Here is an 18,547-nt window from a genome sequence, read left to right on the forward strand (position 1 = left end):
GATGTAAAAATTAAACTTATTTGGGGGGCATTTCATAATGCAAAAGTTTTCAAAATTTTTGGTTTCAGCTTTGTTAGCCGGCACGTTCCTAACTGGTTGCGGCGGTGCTGAAGAATCTACTACAGGCAGTGAACCACAAGAAGAGCCAAAGCCAGCGGAGCAAAAAGATAAAAAAGTCTCCAAGCCTAAAAAGGATGAAGCTGGAAATACAATTCTAGACGAAGTTGGCCAAACACATGAAAGTGAAGCTGGAAAAGCTGAATTGATGAAGATAAAGAAAATCAATGAAACGGTTGACATTGCGCCTTTGAAGGTAACTGTTCAAGATATTAAGGTTATTAAGCTATCTGATGTGGACCCGACATTTGCAGAGGATTTAGCGTTACAGATGGATGGAGAAGCGGAGCTTTTAAAGAAAGGTTTCTCTTATGTTCAGGTAAAGTACACAGCCGAGAACACAGCAGATCAGAACGTTGAATGGTATGATTTAATGAACGTTATCACTGACAAAGGTGAGCAGATTGACGGTCAATTGAAGGACTTCTTAATCGATGATGCTGACCTGGATTCAGAATTTATCGGAAAAGTGAAGAAGGAATATGTAGATTCTTTTGTCCTTAAGGATGGGGACATTAGTAAGGCTAAATTGGTGTTCGGCAATACAATGAATGCAGATACTTATGAAGATATTACTGGAGAGCAGACAGTTGAATATACTCTAGATTAATAGTTTGAATGTTGAAGGAAGGCGAAATGCCTTCCTTTTTTATTTGCAAAGATTCTCTAATTCTAAAAAATAATTTCTCCTGACCGCTTGACAATTCAAAATCAAATGGTTGTGTTTGTAACTGCCAAAGGAAATCCCTTCAAGGGTCAGAGATGCAACCTCTGTCAAAACGCTGTCTACTGTTCCGACAAAAGCGAACGGCAAAAAAGAATAAAGGTCGGGATTGCCCTGAAAGCGACTCTAAATAAACAGGCTAGGTGAGCTGAGCCAATGCACAAAATCAGCGTATTCTCCATCAGTCAAGGGTTTTCCGCTGTTTGAGCCCGGGAGAAGAGACTCAGAGGGGTGACGACGACCTCTTGCAGAAAAGGTACGGGTGGAATCCTGGCTTCTCCGGAAGCGTAGCAGGTGAGCGAAACACATTGGGCAGGATTGATGTGTGTTTGCCTGAAAGATAAAACTTTGTGTAAAACAGCGGTGACTCACAATCTCTCAGACACTTATACAAAAGTGTAATGTCATTCATCTATCCTGCTCTATGAATCTAAGAGAATCTTTTCTTTTAGCCATAGGGTAGGTGTAGTCTGATCTACTCCAACTCGACGACTTTCCAAAAGTATAAGTGTCTACAGGGTTTTGTCTTCCATTTAGGTTACTGACTGTCTTAGATGAATCATCCACTTTGACAGTCACCTACTTTAGTCAGTCAACTTGACAGTCAGTAGCTTAATCGAACACAAAACAATCATTATCTCCAGGAGGATTACATCAACATGAAATTTAGCCTTGAACCAAAAGATATCAAAGCCATTGCACAATACGTAGGAAGTGCTGCTACTCCGGAAGAAGTTCAGCAAATCCATGACATCATTGACCTTCATCCAGATGCAAAGGAAATCAAAAATGCGATTACAGTCGAATTGCTCAACATGCTTCTTCAGGGAGTAACTGAACAGCTTGAAGCCAAGCAAGAAGCAGACCTTGAAGAGGAAAATGACTTCGAGGATGAAGAAGATGATTATGATTATGAGGACGATTACGACTTCTATTTTGACTCATTCGATGATGAGGATGATGAGGACGAAGAGTTTGATGCCCAGTCTGCTGTACTTGCCAGTCTACAGTCAAATCAATTGGCTAAGGCTATCGCAGAACAGGTGAAAGAACCTAAAGCAGAAGCGGATGACCTATCATCTTTAATCAAGGCTCAGGCAGAACCTCAGTTATTAGCGGCCCTGATTCGTGAGCAGCTGGAAGAAATGGACCACGAAGCGGATTACGAAGAAGAACGCTATAGCACAGTAGAAGAGGTTCTTGACGAAATTGTTGAAGAAATCCTGGAGTTTGACTATAACGACCAGCTTGAAATTCCACTTCCTATCGCCCCTGATTCTATTGAATTGATGGAGCATGTCTTTGAGTTTCAATTCAACCAGAAGGCAAGAGACAGAGAGTTAGGAGAAGAGGAATACAAGAATGAATATACTGCTTATCTTATGACTGAACTTGCATCCGCTTTAGTGAACCGCGGGTATGAATTGGCATTTGAAGTGCAAGGTGGACAGGTTAGACCTGTTTTAACCTGGTAATGAAAAAGGGTGGCTTCGGCTGCCCTTATTATCTGGAAGGGAGAGAACCTATATAAATGAATACAGTTAAGTCACCGGTTCCTTTCGCCCACCTTCATCTTCACACTCCTGATGGGAGCTTGCTCGACGGCTTTTGCCGGATCGAACCAATGATCAAGCTCGCAAAAGAGTTTGGCATGGATGCGATAGGCGTAAGCGACCACGGTACGTGTTTTGCCCATTTTCAGTTCTACCAGAAAGCAAAGGAAGCGGGCCTTCATCCTGTTCTGGGGATGGAAGGATACATTACCCCTAAAAAGGAATGGAAAAAAGCAGATTTCGAGAAAATTAATTTTCAAGATGTGGGTTATCGTACCAAAGAACACATTGCTTCATTGGCAGACCAGGGCTATGTAGCTTTTGAGAAGAAGCAGAAGGATTCCTTCACCAAAGGCAAGCCAACTAAGCCGGAGCATATTGCCTTTCTTCAGGAATATCAGCATATGGACCCAGAAGGCTTTGAAAAACTCAAGAAAGGTACTCGCTGGTTCCTTTCAGGTAAACAGGATGATAAACAAAAGCGCCTGTTTGAATGGTCCCCTCGTATTGCACACCTTTTGATGATAGCCAAAACAAATGAAGGCTATAAAAACCTCCTGAAATTGACCTCTATTGGCTCACTTGAAGGATTTTATGGAAAGCCCCGTGTGGATTACCATGATATTAAGAAATATGGCAAAGGAATTATCGCCACCTCTTCTTGTTTAGGGGGTACCATTCCGAAACTGATTAGAAGCGGCAAATTCCGCGTAGCAAAAAATCATATTAAGTTCTACAAGCGTTGCTTTGATGAATTCTATTTGGAGATCCAGCCGAGCACGATGGAAGAGCAGCAGTATGTAAATGAAATCCTAATGGAATGGTCAGAGGAATTAGGTGTGCCGCTTGTAGCAACATCCGATGCTCACATGCTCCGCCCTGAAGACCGTCCGGTTCATAAGGCCATCACTTCCATTAATAAGGATAAAGAGGCCGATGAAACGGAACAGGATGTGTATGAGCACTGTATCTTCTATTCTGCAGAAGAGATGCTTCAGATGGGAATGCCTCCTGAAGCACTGGAGAATGCCTATAATATTGCTCATTCCTGCCAGGTTGACCTCGAGATGGGGAATATCAAATATCCCGAATTCCAGGTGCCGGAAAACTTTGATTTTGACTCCTATCTTTCACAGCTTGCCAATAAAGGAATGATGGAGAAGCTGCAGGAAGGAAATTTTATAGGCAGGAACTTCTTTGAGATGTTCCACACATACAAAAAGCGCCTGGATTATGAGTTGAAGGTTATTGCCGATAAGGGAATCTCCGCTTATATGTTAATTGTTTGGGACTATATCGATTTCGCCAGAAGAAACGGTATCCTGGTTGGTCCCGGACGTGGTTCAGCCGCCGGCTCCCTTGTTGCTTATGTTCTTGGCATCACCAACCTCGACCCCATCCGATATGAACTTCTTTTCGAACGCTTCATTAATCCTGAGAGACCCGGCTTTCCAGATTGTGCTTTACTTGCTGCATAAATTTTTATTGACTCTACTCTATGAAGTGGTTACTTTATACACAGAATTTGAGAATAAAGGAGTCTACAACTTATGGGTAGAACTAGTACGGTTCAAGTAGATGAACAAGCAGTTATTCAAATGTATTTAGATGGAGTTCCGATGATACGGATTGCAGAACAATTTGAAGGGATGAAACATCACCATGTAGATTGGATTCTACGTAAACATGGCATTCCTAAGCGAAGCAATAAACAAAACTCCAGAAAATATGAAGTAGATCATCATTACTTCGATGTCATTGACACAGAAGAAAAAGCTTACTGGTTAGGTTTCCTAGCTGCAGATGGATATGTCCGCGGAGGGAACCGATGCGAAGTAGGTATGAGTCTTGAGATAAAAGACATTGGCCATGTTGATAAATTCAAACAGGCAATAAATGCGACTTATCCGGTTAAGACTTATGAAGGGACAACTAGTTATAACAATGTTGCATATGCCCGCTTACTTGTTGCAAGTGAGTCAATGAAAGAAGCTCTTGAAAAGCATGGAATTGTTGAACACAAAACATTAGTGCTTGAGTTTCCGGAATTGCCAGAGGAATTAGTTCGGCACTTCATTCGTGGATACTTTGATGGTGATGGAAGTTTTAGCTACTACGCTAAAAAGAACCAGTACCAAATCAAGATCTGTGGCACAACTGCAATATTAACTGGTATTCTCGAAGCCTTTGAGATGCTAAACCAGAAGCTTTATAAGCGAAATGATGATGACAAAGATAACTACTATATCTCCATTGGTGGCATGAATCAAGTAAGACAACTTGCTGATTATATGTACGATGGAGCAACCATTTACTTAGAGCGGAAGAAAGAAATTTATGAGCAAATAAAGAACACAGTCCCACTAGGCGAGCAATCCCTAGTGCGCACCCCTTAAACTGCTGGAACACCCTAAAGCTCACTTGGCTACTGCATAACCAGTAATGGTAAGTGTGAATGCCGCCGAAAGGCAGAAAAAACAAGTGAGATGGTATAAGCTAACCAATAATGCTAAGTACCGTTGCAATGGGTAATCGTAGCATCCAAATCCTCCTGTTGGGAGGAAGGTTCAACGACTATAATGGGGCATCCTACTGGGATGATGGTATAGTCTATGCCCTAACAAATATCGGGAAACCGAGGGTATTAGCAGATAGATACTGACTTCGATTACCTGAGAAGGCATGAAGTGCTAGAATACGTCACACGTAAGTATGGGGCAGAGCGGGTTGCACAGATTATCACATTCAGCACGCTTTCCACCAAGTCTGCACTCAAAGACATTGGGCGTGCACTTGGCATTGATCATAATGAAATCAATGAATTAAATAAGCACATTCCCGTTATCCAAGGAAAGCCAATACCTGTATCTGAAGCAATGGAAGAGATTCCAGCCATCCAGCAATATCAGGCACGCTACCCAAGATTGTTTGAATTGGCGCTTGAAGTGGAAAGCATGCCACGCTCACAAAGTGTTCACGCATGTGGAGTCCTCATAACTCCTGAGCCAATCACGAATGACATTGCCCTGATCAAAGGAAAAGAAGGGGAACGTGTAGCAAGTTATGAAGGGGAGCCCCTTGAAAAGCTCGGCTTTATCAAATTTGACTTCCTTGGGTTGAAGAACCTTTCTGTTGTAGAAATATGCAGAAGACTGGTTGAAAAGAGACATGGCCACTTAATCGATGTCGATAATCTAATTCCAGAAGATGAGAAGACATTTGAAATGATTCGCCGCGGAGAAACTGATGGAGTATTCCAGATAGAGTCCGCTGGAATGAAGAAGATGTTCCAGGGCATGAACAAAGTAGATTTCGAGACACTGATTGCCGGTGTTGCGCTCTATAGACCCGGCCCAATGGATTACATTCCAAAATACCAATCACTTGCGAATGGCCATGAGGAGATTCCATCTCTTCACCCTAAATACGATGTCATTACACGCACCACCTTCGGCATCATGATATATCAGGAGCAGGTGATGATGGTCGCTCAGCAGATGGCCGGATACTCCCCAGGTGAAGCCGATGTACTTCGTAAGGCTGTGGGAAAGAAGAAAAAGGAGATTCTTGAGCCGGCACTGGAAGAACTATATAACCGATTGGTTGAGCATGGCACTTCCGCTCAGGTAGCCAATAAGATATGTGACGATATACGTCCCTTTGCGGGATACGCCTTTAACCGTTCCCATGCTGCAGCTTACGCATTTATTGCGTATCAGACTGCTTACCTGAAGGCTAACTATCCGCTGGAATACATGACTGCCTTACTGCAGGTGTTCTATTCTAAGACTGACAAAGTGGTTCAATATTCCAAAGTTGCCCGTGAAATGGGCATGGAAGTATTGCCTCCGGACATTAACCGCTCTGATGTCGGATTCAGCATTGATGGAGAAAATACGATCCGTTATGGATTGGGAGCCATCAAAGGTCTCGGTGATGCAACGTTTGATGCGATTATCGAAGGCCGTACAACTCCTTATCTGTCAGGCCAGGACCTAATTGACAGGGTACCGAAGAAGAACCTGAATAAGGGGAGCTTAACAGCCTTATCTTATAGCGGTGCATTTGATTCCTTTATTGAAGGCACCTTCAACAATCGCTTTGAATACATGGCTTATCTGCTCGATATTCGTGGTGATAAACCAGATGCCGAACTGGTTGACCTTATTGCCAAATATTCAGACCGCAGTAAGTTCGAGAAAGAGCGAGATACGCTTGGTTCATACGTAAGCGGGCATATCTTATCCCGCTATGCAGAGCCTGTGAACTGGGATGAGCTTGATGAGGCGGTGACCCATACAATGGTTTCACTGGTTGAAGCTAAAGTCATCAGGACTAAGAAGGGGCAGGATATGGCCTTCCTGAAAGTGGATACACTTGAAGGGGAAAAGAGCCTGACCTTATTCCCGAGCTTTTATGGTCCCGTGAAAGAAGCACTTGTTCCAGGAATGATTCTTAAAGTTGGTGTGAAGGGCTCCATGAACTGGCAGCGGAACCAGAAGGATTTCATTATTACATCCATTACCGCTCCGAAGAAGATTAACAAGGAGATCTGGAAGAAGATTGAGCAAAAGCAGGAGGAAGCCTTCGTGCAGGGAGCTTAAGTCCAGGAGGGTGGCTGCTAACGCAGCTGCCCTTTTTGCTTTTTATAAGGAGGGTTCATCATGACAGAAGAAAGATTAGTTATTTCATTGACGGGGCATCGCCCAAATAAAACCGGTGGATATGATTATTACAGTCCGCTGAATTTGGCGATTGCCACCAGGATACGGAATCATCTCTTATTTCATCTCCAAAACGGAAAGAGGATTCATGCTATAAGCGGTATGGCTTTAGGGTCCGACACCATCTTTGCTTTGGTTGTCCTTAAACTAAAGAAACAGGGGTACGACATTACACTGGAAGCAGCTATTCCTTGTGCAGACCATTCCAATCAATGGCCGGAACAATCCCAAAAGCAATGGCATAGCATTGTCCTTCAGGCTGATAAGGTTACATATGTCAGTAATGAGCCCTATAGGTCTGAACTTATGCAGAAGCGTAATGAATATATGGTGGATTGCTGCCATGAGTTGATTGCTATTTGGAACGGTTCAATTGGAGGTACGTTCAATTGTGTCCGTTACGCCAGGAAAAAGAATGTTCCAATTGTCATCATGCCTCCTCTTGAACCAATCACTTCCTTGGAAGGCAACCTCTTGACGAGTGATTGCGATGTCATTCTTCACCAGGCGAATTGTTTTTCTACCATGGGATCTGGCATTGCCGAGCAAATTAAATATAAATTTCCTCAAGCATATGAAGCCGATTTCAAGTCAATTATGCGCCCAGAAGAGAAGCTGGGAAAATACACAAGCGCGTTAGTTGAGAATAATGGCAAGACCATTGAAATTGTTAACCTATATGGCCAATACAATTATGGCAGGGGAGCCAAGCAGACAGATGAACAAGCCTTGCGTTCAGCCTTATTCCAATACCTGAAAGACAAACAAGCCCGCAGAAAACTCTCTGAACTTAAAATCGGAATTCCTGATCAAATTGGATGCGTCCGCGGAGGCGGGGATTGGGATGAAGTGAAGAAGATTTTCGCAGATGCAATCAGCCATTTTAATGTTTCGATTTATGCATACAAATTTAAGGGGTGAAAAGATGCGTGTTTTAGAATGTAGCTCCAAGGGAGATATCCGGTTCTCCGCCTTTGGTGCATGGGTTGAAGTTTTCGGGAAGATGGATAAGATTGAAAACCACTACCAGCTTTGCAAGCGGTTTAATGGGGTTGCTCCCAAACACTGGAGTAATGCTAAAGGGAAGAAGCCGACCTCCATTGTACTGAATGGGCTGGAACTGGATGTACGGTTCCTCAGCCCTTTTTATAAATTAATGTGGGTAAAGTACCTTGATGGCAACCCGGATCTAGTCCAGTATGCTAAACATTTTGATGAATTTAATGATTTCTTCAGAGGAAGATCGGTAAACTGCCAGGCTGATGTTATCAGACAATATGTGAAAGAAGGACGCAGCTCCATTATTGCTGAATGTGAGGAACTCATGGGATTGCTTTGGAAAAACCAAAAACCCAATCCCTAATTGGAGAGCTGATGAGAATCCGCTCTTTTTAATTTTATTAGGAAAATATAACCTTCAATGTAGTATAATGGTAATATTGAACTATTAAAATAACATATTATCGGAGGGTGTTGGATGGAAAAGAAGGATTTACTTTTAATTCTTGAGAAAGCAAGATTTATAAGCGAGGAAATTGACACGCTGGACGCTGAGTACGCTTGGTTTAAAAAAAGGAGCGGCTTTTTTTATCCTGTTAAATGGACAATAATTATCTTTTTTTCCACCTTCTTATTAGCTCCAGTATTTATACTTTATGGGAATGAGACTTTCTATGCCGTTGGTAATGCTTATTTTGATTTTTACATATTTGCCCTTGCGCTAATACTGCCAATTTTTATTTTCTCCAAAAGGAAAAAAAAATTTAGGGCTATGCGAATCAAAATAGAAAAATCCTTGGATTCTAACATCGAAAAATTAGATAAGATCCAACTGATACCGGACCGTTTTAAAAACACTTATGATTTAGAGGAATTGATACAGAATTTAGTGGACGGAAGGGCAGATACACTGAAAGAAAGCATTAATCTTCTGGTGGTAGACCAAAAAGCAGAAAGAAGACATCATGAGATGATGGAGAAGATGGAGGACATCTCAGACAGGCAAAGTAGGGATGCAGCGTATTTGGGTAATAAGCTGTCTGACATTGAAATAAAAGTGAGAGATTAGTTGTTTACCAGCCTCCTGTGTTGGAGGTTTTTTTAGCTTCCGGACTAATAGTGGAAAAAATAAAAGGAAAGCGGCTTAAGTGCTGCTTTCCTTATTTTCTTGGTTCAAGACTTTTTGCGCCAATAGGGGCAAAACGGTCGTCCAGAGCGCTTATATGTGCTCCTTTTTTATTTGTTTGCTACTTGGAGGGATACATTATGCAAATGATGATCAATAATTTGCGAATGAGAAAAATGGAATATATCAAAATGACAAAAAAGCGGGCATCCGCTGACCTGTTTTATTTTATTGTCTTTGCATTTAAGCTTTCTTTTCACCTTTGCCTTGCTTTGGTTGCTTCACTTTTATATGTGGCATATGGAGTGTGCAACAACTTGTCCGTAAAAGTATCATATGCCGTTTTTGGTTCAGCGAGAAAAGAAAGCCCTAGACTGCAAGGATGGCTTAAAAAGACAAAGGAACTAAAAGGGAGAAGCTATGAAGCAAAAATTTAATTCAATCAAGGAATTCCATAAAGCATTCAAGCGGTTTATCTGGTCAGATATGCTGGTCTTAAATATCATTCCTGATCATGGATGGATAGACGGAGGATGCCGCTCCCTTATGAAAGCCCTAGCCTTATGGCTTGGCCAAGAAAATATTGCTTATTACCAACTCGTCAAGGGAAAGGAGGAGACACATTCCGAACATGCCCTTGTAAAGATTGGTGATTATTTTATTGATGGTGATGGCATTTCCACCTATTACGCCCTTTACAAACGATGGAGAAGACTTGAAAAGTTCCCCAGCATATATATCCGGCCATTTAATCCAGAGAATGAGCCAGCATTGCTGATTAATGGAAAATTAGAACCTCCTTACTATATCAAGGATGACTCCATCCAACTTCTTGTTAAGGCATTGGAATCTTCATTTGATAAGAAAAATGTTATAGAGCTACTTCTGAAAAATAGTAAATAATTACCACTAGACCCACCTTCAGGAACTACTTAAAATTAACTTATATTGGAAACAGGAGTGAAATTTATGAAAAAAGCATTAGCAGCAGTACTGATCGCAGCAGCTTTAGGACTAGCAGGTACTTCTTCTGCTGCAGAAGCGGCCCCGAAGGCCAAAATTTATCACAAAACAGTGCAGGCAGGTAATAAAACAGTCACGGTTAAAGGGGTTAAAGGCAAGCTTGTTGAATGGGTTGACACCCATAATTTCAAGGTGAAATTGGACAACGGACAAGTTTTCTCATTTAAGACTCCAAAAAGCTCTTATTCTAGAACCCTTAAAAGGGGAAATACGTACAACTATTTCTTTGTTACGAATAAATCCGGACAGAACAACATCGTAAAGGTAACCGGCAAATAAAAAGAGAAGGGGGTTACTCCTTCTCTGTAACGCTATCCAGCCAATTATGTACCGCAACCTTCAGATTCCGCCCATGCTCCATGAATTCATCCATAATGTAACTGATTAACTGTGTCAGCGTAATATCATCCTCATATGGATTCTCCTTGCGAATAAAATCCAGGACAAGCTTAAGCTGTTTTTTCCGATTGGAATCGAGTTCGCCATGTACATAGCTTGTTACGTATTCATTTAGAATCTCCGTATCTTTTATGGAGGACTCTATAAGTATACTGGCACATGTGGAGACGGTAGTATCCATCGCAAATGCAAGCTCACACAGGTCATTGTACACATCCTGGGTAAATCTCATGGTCAATCTTCGGGTTGGACCTTTCCTCTTTTTGGTCCGTTCCGCAAACAAATCAGGGTGTCCCACAAACAGCGTATTGCCAAATTTGTAGTTACGCTTAAACTTTTCTGATAAATGTTCAATTACTTTTCTGGAATACAGCCCATTCCTGCAGACAAGCTCACCTACATCTTTCATAGGGGTGTTTGTGATATGTGAAATGCGGGAAACGCAGTCGTACAATTCAAGTTCAACTGTCGGTTTGACATCAACCTTGGCATCACTTCTCTTTTTCCTCTCTCCTGTCTTACCCATTCCTTTCTCACTCCCAAAATTCCGATTTATCCCTGGGACACATTCCTGCTGTCCTAGTTGTTTAATAGATATGCCGGGGGATGGGGGAGTATGTGTACCATGTATAAAAAAACTTCTTCTGGGCATAATGAGAGCCATAGAGGAGGAGATTGTAATGGGAGTAAAAGTGAAAATGTCCGCGGCAGACGCCAAGAAAGTAGCAAAAGGGTGTCTGGATCAGAGTAAAAAATACGGTCTTCCAAAGAAGAAAAAGAAGTAATATAACTATTGAACAATAATAATATGAATTAGATAAAACTGTCCCAAGGATAATATGAGAGGGGGGTGGCTAACGCCACCTCCTTTTTTGGTCTTCCAATATAATGGCATTTAAGGTAGTATATTATAAGTATGCCAAAGTTACTAATAATAGGGGGAAAATGTTAAATGTGGATGTTCATAGGCTTACTTAGTTTTGTGGCCATGTTTGTCTTTTTAATTATGTCGCTTGTCGCTAAAATAAAGAAATCAGGAAAGGCTAAGAAGATGCTACTCAGTGCAGCAGGATCTTTTGTCTTGATGATTGTTGCAATATCGCTCGATGGCCCATCGGAAACACAGACTGCCTCAACTGAGCCGAAAGAGGAAAGTAAAGAAGAAAAGAATGAAGAAAAGAAAGAAGATAAAGCAGCAGCCGCTAAAGAAGATAAAGATGCTGAAGCGGAAGCAAAGAAGAAAGCTGAAGAAGAAGCAAAGAAAAAAGCTGAAAAAGAGGCTGCAGCAAAGAAGGCAGAAGAGGAAGCTGCTGCTAAAAAAGCTGAGGAAGAAGCCAATTCTAAAGAAAAGAATTATTATCTAGAAAACCATAAGGTGACAATCAATGAAATAACAAAAGAATACGATGCCATTTGGGAAAAGAATTGGAAACCCGCCTTCAAAGCAATCAGTAGCGGAAGTTCCAATATAAATGATTTGGCATCTGACATGGAGGCAGTAACCAATGGTTATTCCACTTTGTCTGACAAAATCATTGCTTTTGAACCAAAAGGCTTAAGCAAGGAAAATACTAAGCTATTAGAAGATTATAGGCTTAATATGGGAAAAGCCATTTCATACAGGGGAAATGCAGGCAGAGCCATTACGCAAGCGATTGAAGGAGTTGCCGATACTAAATCCCGTATGGAAGAAGCCACCAAGTCAATTGAACTGGCTGACAAGTACATGTTAGAGGCAACAGTATCAATGGTGACCCTTGAAACAGAATTAGGAATTATTGAATAAATTTTTTCCCTGCATCAATAGGTGCGGGGTTTTTATTTAAGTGAAACAGAGGAGGTAACAGAGTGAATTTCGATGAACAAACAATAAAAATAATTGGCGTTCTTGCCTTGGCTGGCATAGCCATTGGAACTGGATTTATCGCACTATGGTTATCCCAAATTGTTGATTTATTAAGTGTTATAGCAAACACATAAAATATTACTGCAACTCGAAAAAGTCATATGGGTAAAACTTCCTCTTGATTTTCCATGTTCAAGTGTTTACGTTCATTTCACTAAAGTAAAAGGTTGACAAAATAGGAGTGGACATAACTTGGAAAAAACTATCGTACTTAGAAATGCTAAATTCGTAGAAACAACTTTCTTAGATGGCTCAAAACAAATGGTTGGCGTAGTCCGTGGAGACAGCTTTGTTGGTCTTGAAGTTCCAACCGAACCAAACCCAAGACAATTTATTGGCGAATCTAACCCGAATTACAAGGAAATGGTGAAGACATTAAAGAGCGAACCTCAAATGTTTGCACGCAAAAACTCAGGCGGTATTACCATCTTTGCTTCTTCCTGTGATTCAAACGGGGACGGATCCTATACTTTGACTTTCCAAAAAGGGGATGGGATAGCTAATGGGGGTCACACTTTTCATGCCCTCAAATTCCATGGAAGGGACACCAGCCAGGTTAAAGTAACGATTGAATTGGGTCTTGAAAGAGACAACATCGCTGCAGTTGCAGAGGCACTAAACCTAAACAAAAGACTTCAAGGATATAGCCTTCAAAACAAAGAGGGTGCCTTTGACTGGCACAAAGATGCCATTGGCCATAAAGCTTCTGAGGTTATCTACCACGAAGGGGATAGTGGAAACGTGGAAATTAAAGAAGAAATGGCGTTTCTGAATTTATTTAAGTATGATAGCAAATCTAAAGAGATGGACATGCTATATAATATGGAAAAATCCGAGCATGCGAACGTAGCTTTTCTTAACAGGATTACACGAAATGACGATGACTTTAAGTCAACTCTTAAATGGATCGCCAAAGATGTTCATGACATTGCCATGTATACGATTTTTAACGGCCGCTTCGGCATTCAATTAAAGCCCCTCAAAAAGAGCATTGGACAAAACTGGCTAAAGACCAGAGGAAAAGAAAAGAAAATCGGAATCATGAAAGGTCTTGCATTAGTGCTTGTTGCAGGACTTGCCTCTGAAGGGACCGAAATGAATAAAAATGGCATTGTCGTATGGAAAGAAGGATTTAAGACAGCTGAACAAAGAAAGCGGTTTGTCGATGAACTGTTCCAAAAGGTTTTTGATGTCATTAACGTGGAGGATGGAGCTGTCTCTGAAATCATCCGCCAGGAATCTGTCAGAAAGAAAGTCCTAAAGCATGCCCAAATGATTTCTTTCCGCATCCATGAAGAACAAAAAGCAAGCTAAGACAGTCCTTTTGGATTGTCTTTTTAGTATAATATGGTAGACTACTTAAAAAGAAGGTGATGGTATGAAGGAAAATAATCGGGCTTCTGAGAAAGAACAGTTGGAGCAAGATAAAGAAATTCATTTTGCAAAGGAACTGGACCAGGAAGCTTTTGATGTCATACAGCGCCTTTACGATAAAACTTTTAAGGAATTGGTGGATAGATGAGTCACCTAAGTCTCACTCATCGAAAGAGCATACAAAGCTAAATTACATTTCATTTGAAGGAGGCCCTGACAGAATGTTTAATCCTGTTTTTATACGATCATTAGTGTACGCTGGATTGCTTTCAAATTTTCTATTGATCGTGGTCTGTTTTTTCTTCAGAGAATGGGATCATATACCGTCAGGGTCTACCTTTCTTGCCGTATGGACTTTGGTTTACCTGATTCATAAGAAAATAGGCACTTGGTAAATGTTTTTTCCAGCAATCCTCCGGGGTTGCTTTTTTTTTGATTTTTTTTGAATAAAATCCATTTCACCCCTTGTATTTTCCTGTTCAACTGCTTACGTTCCTTAAGCGCGCAATTGAAGGAGAAGGAGAATTACAGAATGGTGAAGCTTGGATCTATCATCGTCCTTATCATCTTGATGGTAGTATTCTTTCTCGGATTAGCCGGGACGAATTTATTCAGCTCAGTCGGAAAAGCGGCTTTGCGAAAAAAAGAAAACATCAAAGAAAAAGCAACGGAGGAATATAGACATGACAAATAGACCGTTTATTATCGGCGGAGGAATCGTTGGAGCCATCATTCTTGCTCTTGGAATCATTCTCCCAATGTTCATTGAGAAAATCCCTACAGGATATGTAGGACTTGTGTATAGCCCATCAGGCGGAGTGAAGGATGAAACATTAAAGGAAGGCTGGCATGTGGTTGGACTGTTCGATAAAGTCATTGAGTATCCTACCCGCCTCCAAACCGTATCTTATCACGATATGGTTCTATCAACTCAGGACGGCAAGAATATTAATGCCGACATTTCCTACTCCTATAAAGTAGATCCCACAAAGGTTGTCAGCATCTTTAAAGAGTTTGGAAACATATCTGTTACAGATATTGAGTCCGGCTACCTTGAAAAGCGTATGTTGGCTGCTGCCCGTGCTGCGGTATCAAACTATGATCTGTTGGGCATTTATGGAGCAGATTCATCTGAAGCAGGGCTTGATATTCAAAAGAGATACGAGGAAGACGTTAAGCGCCTGGGCTTTATGGTTTCAGATGTAACACTTGGAGCACCTAAACCTGACAAAAATACACAAGCTGCTATTGATTCCAGAATCAAAGCTTCTCAGGAAACAGAAAAGAAAAAGATTGAGCTTGAAAACGAGAAAATTGAAGCCGAAAAGAAACGTGTCGTTGCTGAAGGTGAAGCCAAGAAGAAATTGATTGAAGCGGAAGCCGAAGCAAAAGCGAACAATATTGTCGCTCAATCCATCACACCGGAGCTGCTTCAAAAAATTGAGGCAGAAGCACGTAAACAGCACGGCTGGGTAACAGTGAAGACAGGCGAGGTTATTGTCGATGCTGACAAGAAATGAGCCCCTTAATATTAAGGAAATCATGCCAGGTGTTTACTCGCTAATGCGTTCCGGCGAATTGGATGCAAATCCGGATTTTACTATTCCTGAATATATCGCCCGAGAAAAAATACGGGAAGAACTGGAATCAGCTGAAATCCGGGAAAAATTTTATCTCATGTACCATAATTTTGTTTCCAAGTACGGAATCTTGCCAAATAAGCTTTTTATAACTGGGGAAGACCGCAGTAAATTACTTAAGGCGGCAGGAATCCAATATTATTCATATGATGTTAATCGATTTATGAATATGGAGCTTGAGCCGACTATTGCTGACAGATCCTATGTCGCACTGGTTCATGAATGAATCAAGGCATTGTAGCCAAAACTGAAGACGGTGGGAATTGCCCACTAATATAATTCGATATTGCAATCCGAGACTCCTCTTTGAGGGGTCTTTTTTTATTTTAAGGGGAGGGAAGACCAATGGCACTTACAGAAAAGAGAATTGCAAATATCATTGCACTTAATATCATGAAGGCGGAAACGGTGGCGGCTGACCACACCGAAAAGGGAAATACCTATGAAGCAGATATACAATACGCCATTTCAGCATCTTTAAGAAATTTGGCTTCAGAGCTCGGGGTTAAAAACGATTACTTTGATTGTTTCCTGAAGCAGCTGCAAGGGGTGGATTGTGAGTGAGGCCCACACTTCATGGAATTAACCGCCTATCAAATGTAACCGTTGAAAAGGTATTGACCGAAAAAATTAACATTCAAGGGCTTATTAATACTTTGGAGGCCAACCGGGATAAAGCTATTCCGGAAGACTGGTCTCAACATTTCCAAGTTATTTCTACTGTATATACCCATATGTTCACAGATGGAGAACTGCCGCCTGATTTAGTCCGGGGTCTTGACTACAGCTACTTAGAAATGGCGCAGGAAGGGCTGGATCATGAATTGGATATCCTAATGGCTGGTCCAAAGCAAATGGACGGCAGGATCTACTATTACGAATACGCCCGAAGTTTGGCTGTAGAGAAACAGGCTTCCGAACTGAAAGAACACCTGGATGAGGATAGTGACTTTATATGATTGGGAACTTTTCTGTTGAATCGGTAAAGGCAGCACTGGTTTATGAGGCATACACCAAGGCCCACGATGAAATCAGTCAATATAAAGATGACAAGGTTCCTGTCAGGGAGATAGATTGGTTTGATTATGAGGATGAAGCCCGCCACATGATTGGGAGCAATTATTACCGTTATGAAATTCTGGAGCAGCTATGCGCCTTGATCCAGATGGAAAAGCCGGACGAAGAATATCGTCAAGTAATTGAAAATATAGACGAGAATATGAGGGAAGTTGGTTTTAGCATCGAGATAGCTGGCCTATTTTACTTCCGAACCCTTTTTGAGAATCTTCACTGGTTTACTTCAAACGAGAGACTGGTGTGGCTTACAAAAATGGAAGAATTGTTCTCAAGTTTCAATTTGGAACATTGCCAGTGCTATCTAGGGTTTTATGAAAGCAATTTCAAAACCCAATTTTTTGATGGTGGCCATCCATTTTTCTCCCGATTTTCTGAGCACATGAAATATACGTATGTGTTTACCTACGATAATTTTGATTCATTTGAAGATATGGGGCCTGAATTTATAGGAAGGTTTGTGAAATTTGCTTTGAGCTTTTTAGAGTTTAATAAGGAACTAATGCTTGAACTAAATGAAAAGAGGCAGGTGAAGATTGGTGCTTAATAAAATTTCTGTTCATGATGTAAGGAACAAACTTACCTCATATATCATTTGCTCCAAATATGAAATTGACGATATGAATCAGATTATGCTTGATGATGCCATTTATGAGGAAGATGACGAAAGGATTGTCAGGCCGTCTTATGAACTGATGGACCAGCTCTTTCCTTTCGAATATGAAGAAATTATCGTGCCAGATAAGCTATATGAGGATTTGTCTGATGGATGTTTCTACTATATTAACGCAGCTATTTTCGTGCCTGGTATCCTTCCCTTGTTAAAGGATGATAATTTCGTTGAAAGACTTACGGTATCTAACCAAGGGGGCTGCGGTCATTCATTGGAATTTGTGTATCTGCCAACCTCTGATTTTTCAGGTTTTGCTGACACGGAGGAAGATATTGAGATTTATCAGAATTTCGGCAATCAGGAAGGGTGCTTCATACTTGCAATCCAAGATGAAGGCTACCACCAGGAACACGATTATATGAATTTCTATATGGAAGTAAGGGCTTTGGGCCTGTATATTTCCAAGATGATTAAAGAGCATACAGCGGTCAAGCCTGCAGCGCAGCAAAAGGAAAGGGGAGTATTAGTAGCATGATACAAATCACTTTAGGGGATGAAAGCCTGCCACGCGTTCGATATCAAAAGAATGGCATGGAGCGGGATTTTGAAATAGACCACAACACGCTTTTTGAGTTCATTGAGCAAAATTGCTATGAGAAGAGTGTAAGCAGAAAGAAATTGGACCTGCCTGTTTTTGAAACGCCAGCCCTACCTGTAGGTACCGTAAAATATATGGCTATGCCAGACGGTAAAGTAGCATTATTCATGGAAAAGAAGGCATTCAGCCACGACATCAATTACCATGGGACTGTTTTCAAGGAAGTACCGCTTCCGAATCTATTGTTCATGTTTACTTTCGTTCCAAACCAGGATGGAAGCTTTAAGCTGACAGCCAAAAAAGTCTTTACATTCAAAGGGACTGTGCTTAGAGAAGACACGGAGCTATTCAGATGGCCTTTTGCCCATGTCTATGCAGATGGAGGGATGTGTTTCCACTTTCAAAGTGATTATAAGGATCTTGTACAGCTATCTACATTTGTCCATCATTGGCTAAATGCAGAATTTACCGATCACTTTTACCATGGCGAAGGAGTCGGCAGGAATTACTGGGGCAAAACCCAAAGAGAAATTTTTACCGAGATCCAAGGAAAGAAATCATTTGAATATGAGCAGCTAGTAACTGCTGAGCAAACCATGGCCAAACTTGTCAAGCAACTGGTAAACGGCTATTTTCCGGAAGAACTACAAATTGAAGAAGAAGAGGGGAATTAAATC

General features: G+C 41.2%; 24 protein-coding genes. 23 read left to right on the forward strand and 1 reads right to left on the reverse strand.

Going from position 1 to position 18,547, the window contains the following annotated elements; all coding sequences use genetic code 11:
- Positions 1 to 37: 37 nt before the first annotated feature.
- The 11 genes from IRB79_RS26960 (at position 38) to IRB79_RS27010 (ending at position 10,545) form a co-directional block, all read left to right on the forward strand.
- Complete coding sequence (locus IRB79_RS26960) at positions 38 to 727, forward strand: hypothetical protein (RefSeq protein WP_243510097.1); 690 nt, start codon at positions 38 to 40, stop codon at positions 725 to 727.
- 773 nt (positions 728 to 1,500) lie between these two features.
- Complete coding sequence (locus IRB79_RS26965; RefSeq protein WP_243510099.1) at positions 1,501 to 2,316, forward strand: hypothetical protein; 816 nt, start codon at positions 1,501 to 1,503, stop codon at positions 2,314 to 2,316.
- A gap of 56 nt (positions 2,317 to 2,372) precedes the next feature.
- Complete coding sequence (locus tag IRB79_RS26970) at positions 2,373 to 3,872, forward strand: PHP domain-containing protein (protein WP_431833458.1); 1,500 nt, start codon at positions 2,373 to 2,375, stop codon at positions 3,870 to 3,872.
- A gap of 72 nt (positions 3,873 to 3,944) precedes the next feature.
- A complete protein-coding gene (locus tag IRB79_RS26975) occupies positions 3,945 to 4,790 on the forward strand; it encodes an LAGLIDADG family homing endonuclease (RefSeq protein ID WP_243510101.1) in 846 nt (281 codons plus the stop codon).
- Positions 4,791 to 5,081: 291 nt separating this feature from the next.
- On the forward strand, positions 5,082 to 6,998 hold the full coding sequence (gene dnaE, locus IRB79_RS26980) for a DNA polymerase III subunit alpha (protein ID WP_243510102.1): 1,917 nt from the start codon (positions 5,082 to 5,084) through the stop codon (positions 6,996 to 6,998).
- Between the two features lie 60 nt (positions 6,999 to 7,058).
- A complete protein-coding gene (locus IRB79_RS26985) occupies positions 7,059 to 8,039 on the forward strand; it encodes an SLOG family protein (protein ID WP_243510104.1) in 981 nt (326 codons plus the stop codon).
- 4 nt (positions 8,040 to 8,043) lie between these two features.
- On the forward strand, positions 8,044 to 8,481 hold the full coding sequence (locus tag IRB79_RS26990) for a hypothetical protein (protein WP_243510108.1): 438 nt from the start codon (positions 8,044 to 8,046) through the stop codon (positions 8,479 to 8,481).
- A 114-nt stretch (positions 8,482 to 8,595) separates the two neighbouring features.
- Complete coding sequence (locus IRB79_RS26995) at positions 8,596 to 9,186, forward strand: hypothetical protein (protein ID WP_243510110.1); 591 nt, start codon at positions 8,596 to 8,598, stop codon at positions 9,184 to 9,186.
- A gap of 197 nt (positions 9,187 to 9,383) precedes the next feature.
- Complete coding sequence (locus IRB79_RS27000; protein ID WP_243510112.1) at positions 9,384 to 9,680, forward strand: hypothetical protein; 297 nt, start codon at positions 9,384 to 9,386, stop codon at positions 9,678 to 9,680.
- Positions 9,664 to 10,146, forward strand: a complete 483-nt coding sequence (locus IRB79_RS27005) for a hypothetical protein (RefSeq protein WP_243510114.1) — start codon at positions 9,664 to 9,666, stop codon at positions 10,144 to 10,146. Before IRB79_RS27000 ends, IRB79_RS27005 begins: the two co-directional genes overlap by 17 nt.
- Positions 10,147 to 10,212: 66 nt before the next feature.
- A complete protein-coding gene (locus tag IRB79_RS27010; RefSeq protein ID WP_243510117.1) occupies positions 10,213 to 10,545 on the forward strand; it encodes a hypothetical protein in 333 nt (110 codons plus the stop codon).
- Positions 10,546 to 10,558: 13 nt separating this feature from the next.
- Here the strand turns inward: IRB79_RS27010 and IRB79_RS27015 are convergent, their stop codons facing one another.
- Complete coding sequence (locus IRB79_RS27015) at positions 10,559 to 11,191, reverse strand: hypothetical protein (RefSeq protein WP_243510119.1); 633 nt, start codon at positions 11,189 to 11,191, stop codon at positions 10,559 to 10,561.
- A 426-nt stretch (positions 11,192 to 11,617) separates the two neighbouring features.
- On the opposite strand from IRB79_RS27015, the gene IRB79_RS27020 reads away from it, so the two are divergent.
- From IRB79_RS27020 to IRB79_RS27070, 12 genes are all read left to right on the forward strand, one after another.
- Entirely contained in the window at positions 11,618 to 12,451 is an 834-nt protein-coding gene (locus IRB79_RS27020) for a hypothetical protein (RefSeq protein ID WP_243510121.1), read from the forward strand.
- Positions 12,452 to 12,513: 62 nt separating this feature from the next.
- A complete protein-coding gene (locus IRB79_RS28110; protein ID WP_279401068.1) occupies positions 12,514 to 12,645 on the forward strand; it encodes a hypothetical protein in 132 nt (43 codons plus the stop codon).
- Positions 12,646 to 12,763: 118 nt separating this feature from the next.
- The gene (locus IRB79_RS27025; RefSeq protein ID WP_243510125.1) at positions 12,764 to 13,885 is read left to right on the forward strand and encodes an AIPR family protein; all 1,122 of its coding nucleotides are present in this window, start codon (positions 12,764 to 12,766) and stop codon (positions 13,883 to 13,885) included.
- 64 nt (positions 13,886 to 13,949) lie between these two features.
- Positions 13,950 to 14,093 carry a hypothetical protein gene (locus tag IRB79_RS27030; RefSeq protein ID WP_243510127.1) on the forward strand — a complete coding sequence of 48 codons (144 nt, stop codon included), beginning with the start codon at positions 13,950 to 13,952 and terminating at the stop codon, positions 14,091 to 14,093.
- A gap of 384 nt (positions 14,094 to 14,477) precedes the next feature.
- On the forward strand, positions 14,478 to 14,639 hold the full coding sequence (locus IRB79_RS27035) for a hypothetical protein (RefSeq protein ID WP_243510130.1): 162 nt from the start codon (positions 14,478 to 14,480) through the stop codon (positions 14,637 to 14,639).
- A complete protein-coding gene (locus IRB79_RS27040; RefSeq protein WP_243510133.1) occupies positions 14,629 to 15,465 on the forward strand; it encodes a prohibitin family protein in 837 nt (278 codons plus the stop codon). The genes IRB79_RS27035 and IRB79_RS27040 overlap by 11 nt, the downstream gene beginning before the upstream one ends.
- Positions 15,449 to 15,811 carry a hypothetical protein gene (locus IRB79_RS27045; protein ID WP_243510137.1) on the forward strand — a complete coding sequence of 121 codons (363 nt, stop codon included), beginning with the start codon at positions 15,449 to 15,451 and terminating at the stop codon, positions 15,809 to 15,811. The genes IRB79_RS27040 and IRB79_RS27045 overlap by 17 nt, the downstream gene beginning before the upstream one ends.
- A 119-nt stretch (positions 15,812 to 15,930) precedes the next feature.
- Positions 15,931 to 16,149 carry a hypothetical protein gene (locus IRB79_RS27050; protein WP_243510139.1) on the forward strand — a complete coding sequence of 73 codons (219 nt, stop codon included), beginning with the start codon at positions 15,931 to 15,933 and terminating at the stop codon, positions 16,147 to 16,149.
- Positions 16,146 to 16,544, forward strand: a complete 399-nt coding sequence (locus IRB79_RS27055; protein ID WP_243510141.1) for a hypothetical protein — start codon at positions 16,146 to 16,148, stop codon at positions 16,542 to 16,544. Before IRB79_RS27050 ends, IRB79_RS27055 begins: the two co-directional genes overlap by 4 nt.
- Complete coding sequence (locus tag IRB79_RS27060; RefSeq protein ID WP_243510142.1) at positions 16,541 to 17,206, forward strand: hypothetical protein; 666 nt, start codon at positions 16,541 to 16,543, stop codon at positions 17,204 to 17,206. Before IRB79_RS27055 ends, IRB79_RS27060 begins: the two co-directional genes overlap by 4 nt.
- On the forward strand, positions 17,199 to 17,807 hold the full coding sequence (locus IRB79_RS27065) for a hypothetical protein (protein WP_243510144.1): 609 nt from the start codon (positions 17,199 to 17,201) through the stop codon (positions 17,805 to 17,807). The genes IRB79_RS27060 and IRB79_RS27065 overlap by 8 nt, the downstream gene beginning before the upstream one ends.
- Entirely contained in the window at positions 17,804 to 18,544 is a 741-nt protein-coding gene (locus tag IRB79_RS27070; RefSeq protein WP_243510147.1) for a hypothetical protein, read from the forward strand. The genes IRB79_RS27065 and IRB79_RS27070 overlap by 4 nt, the downstream gene beginning before the upstream one ends.
- Positions 18,545 to 18,547 lie beyond the last annotated feature (3 nt).

Origin of the sequence: Cytobacillus oceanisediminis, assembly GCF_022811925.1 — a bacterium.
In the GTDB taxonomy this organism is placed as follows: domain Bacteria; phylum Bacillota; class Bacilli; order Bacillales; family Cytobacillaceae; genus Cytobacillus; species Cytobacillus oceanisediminis_D.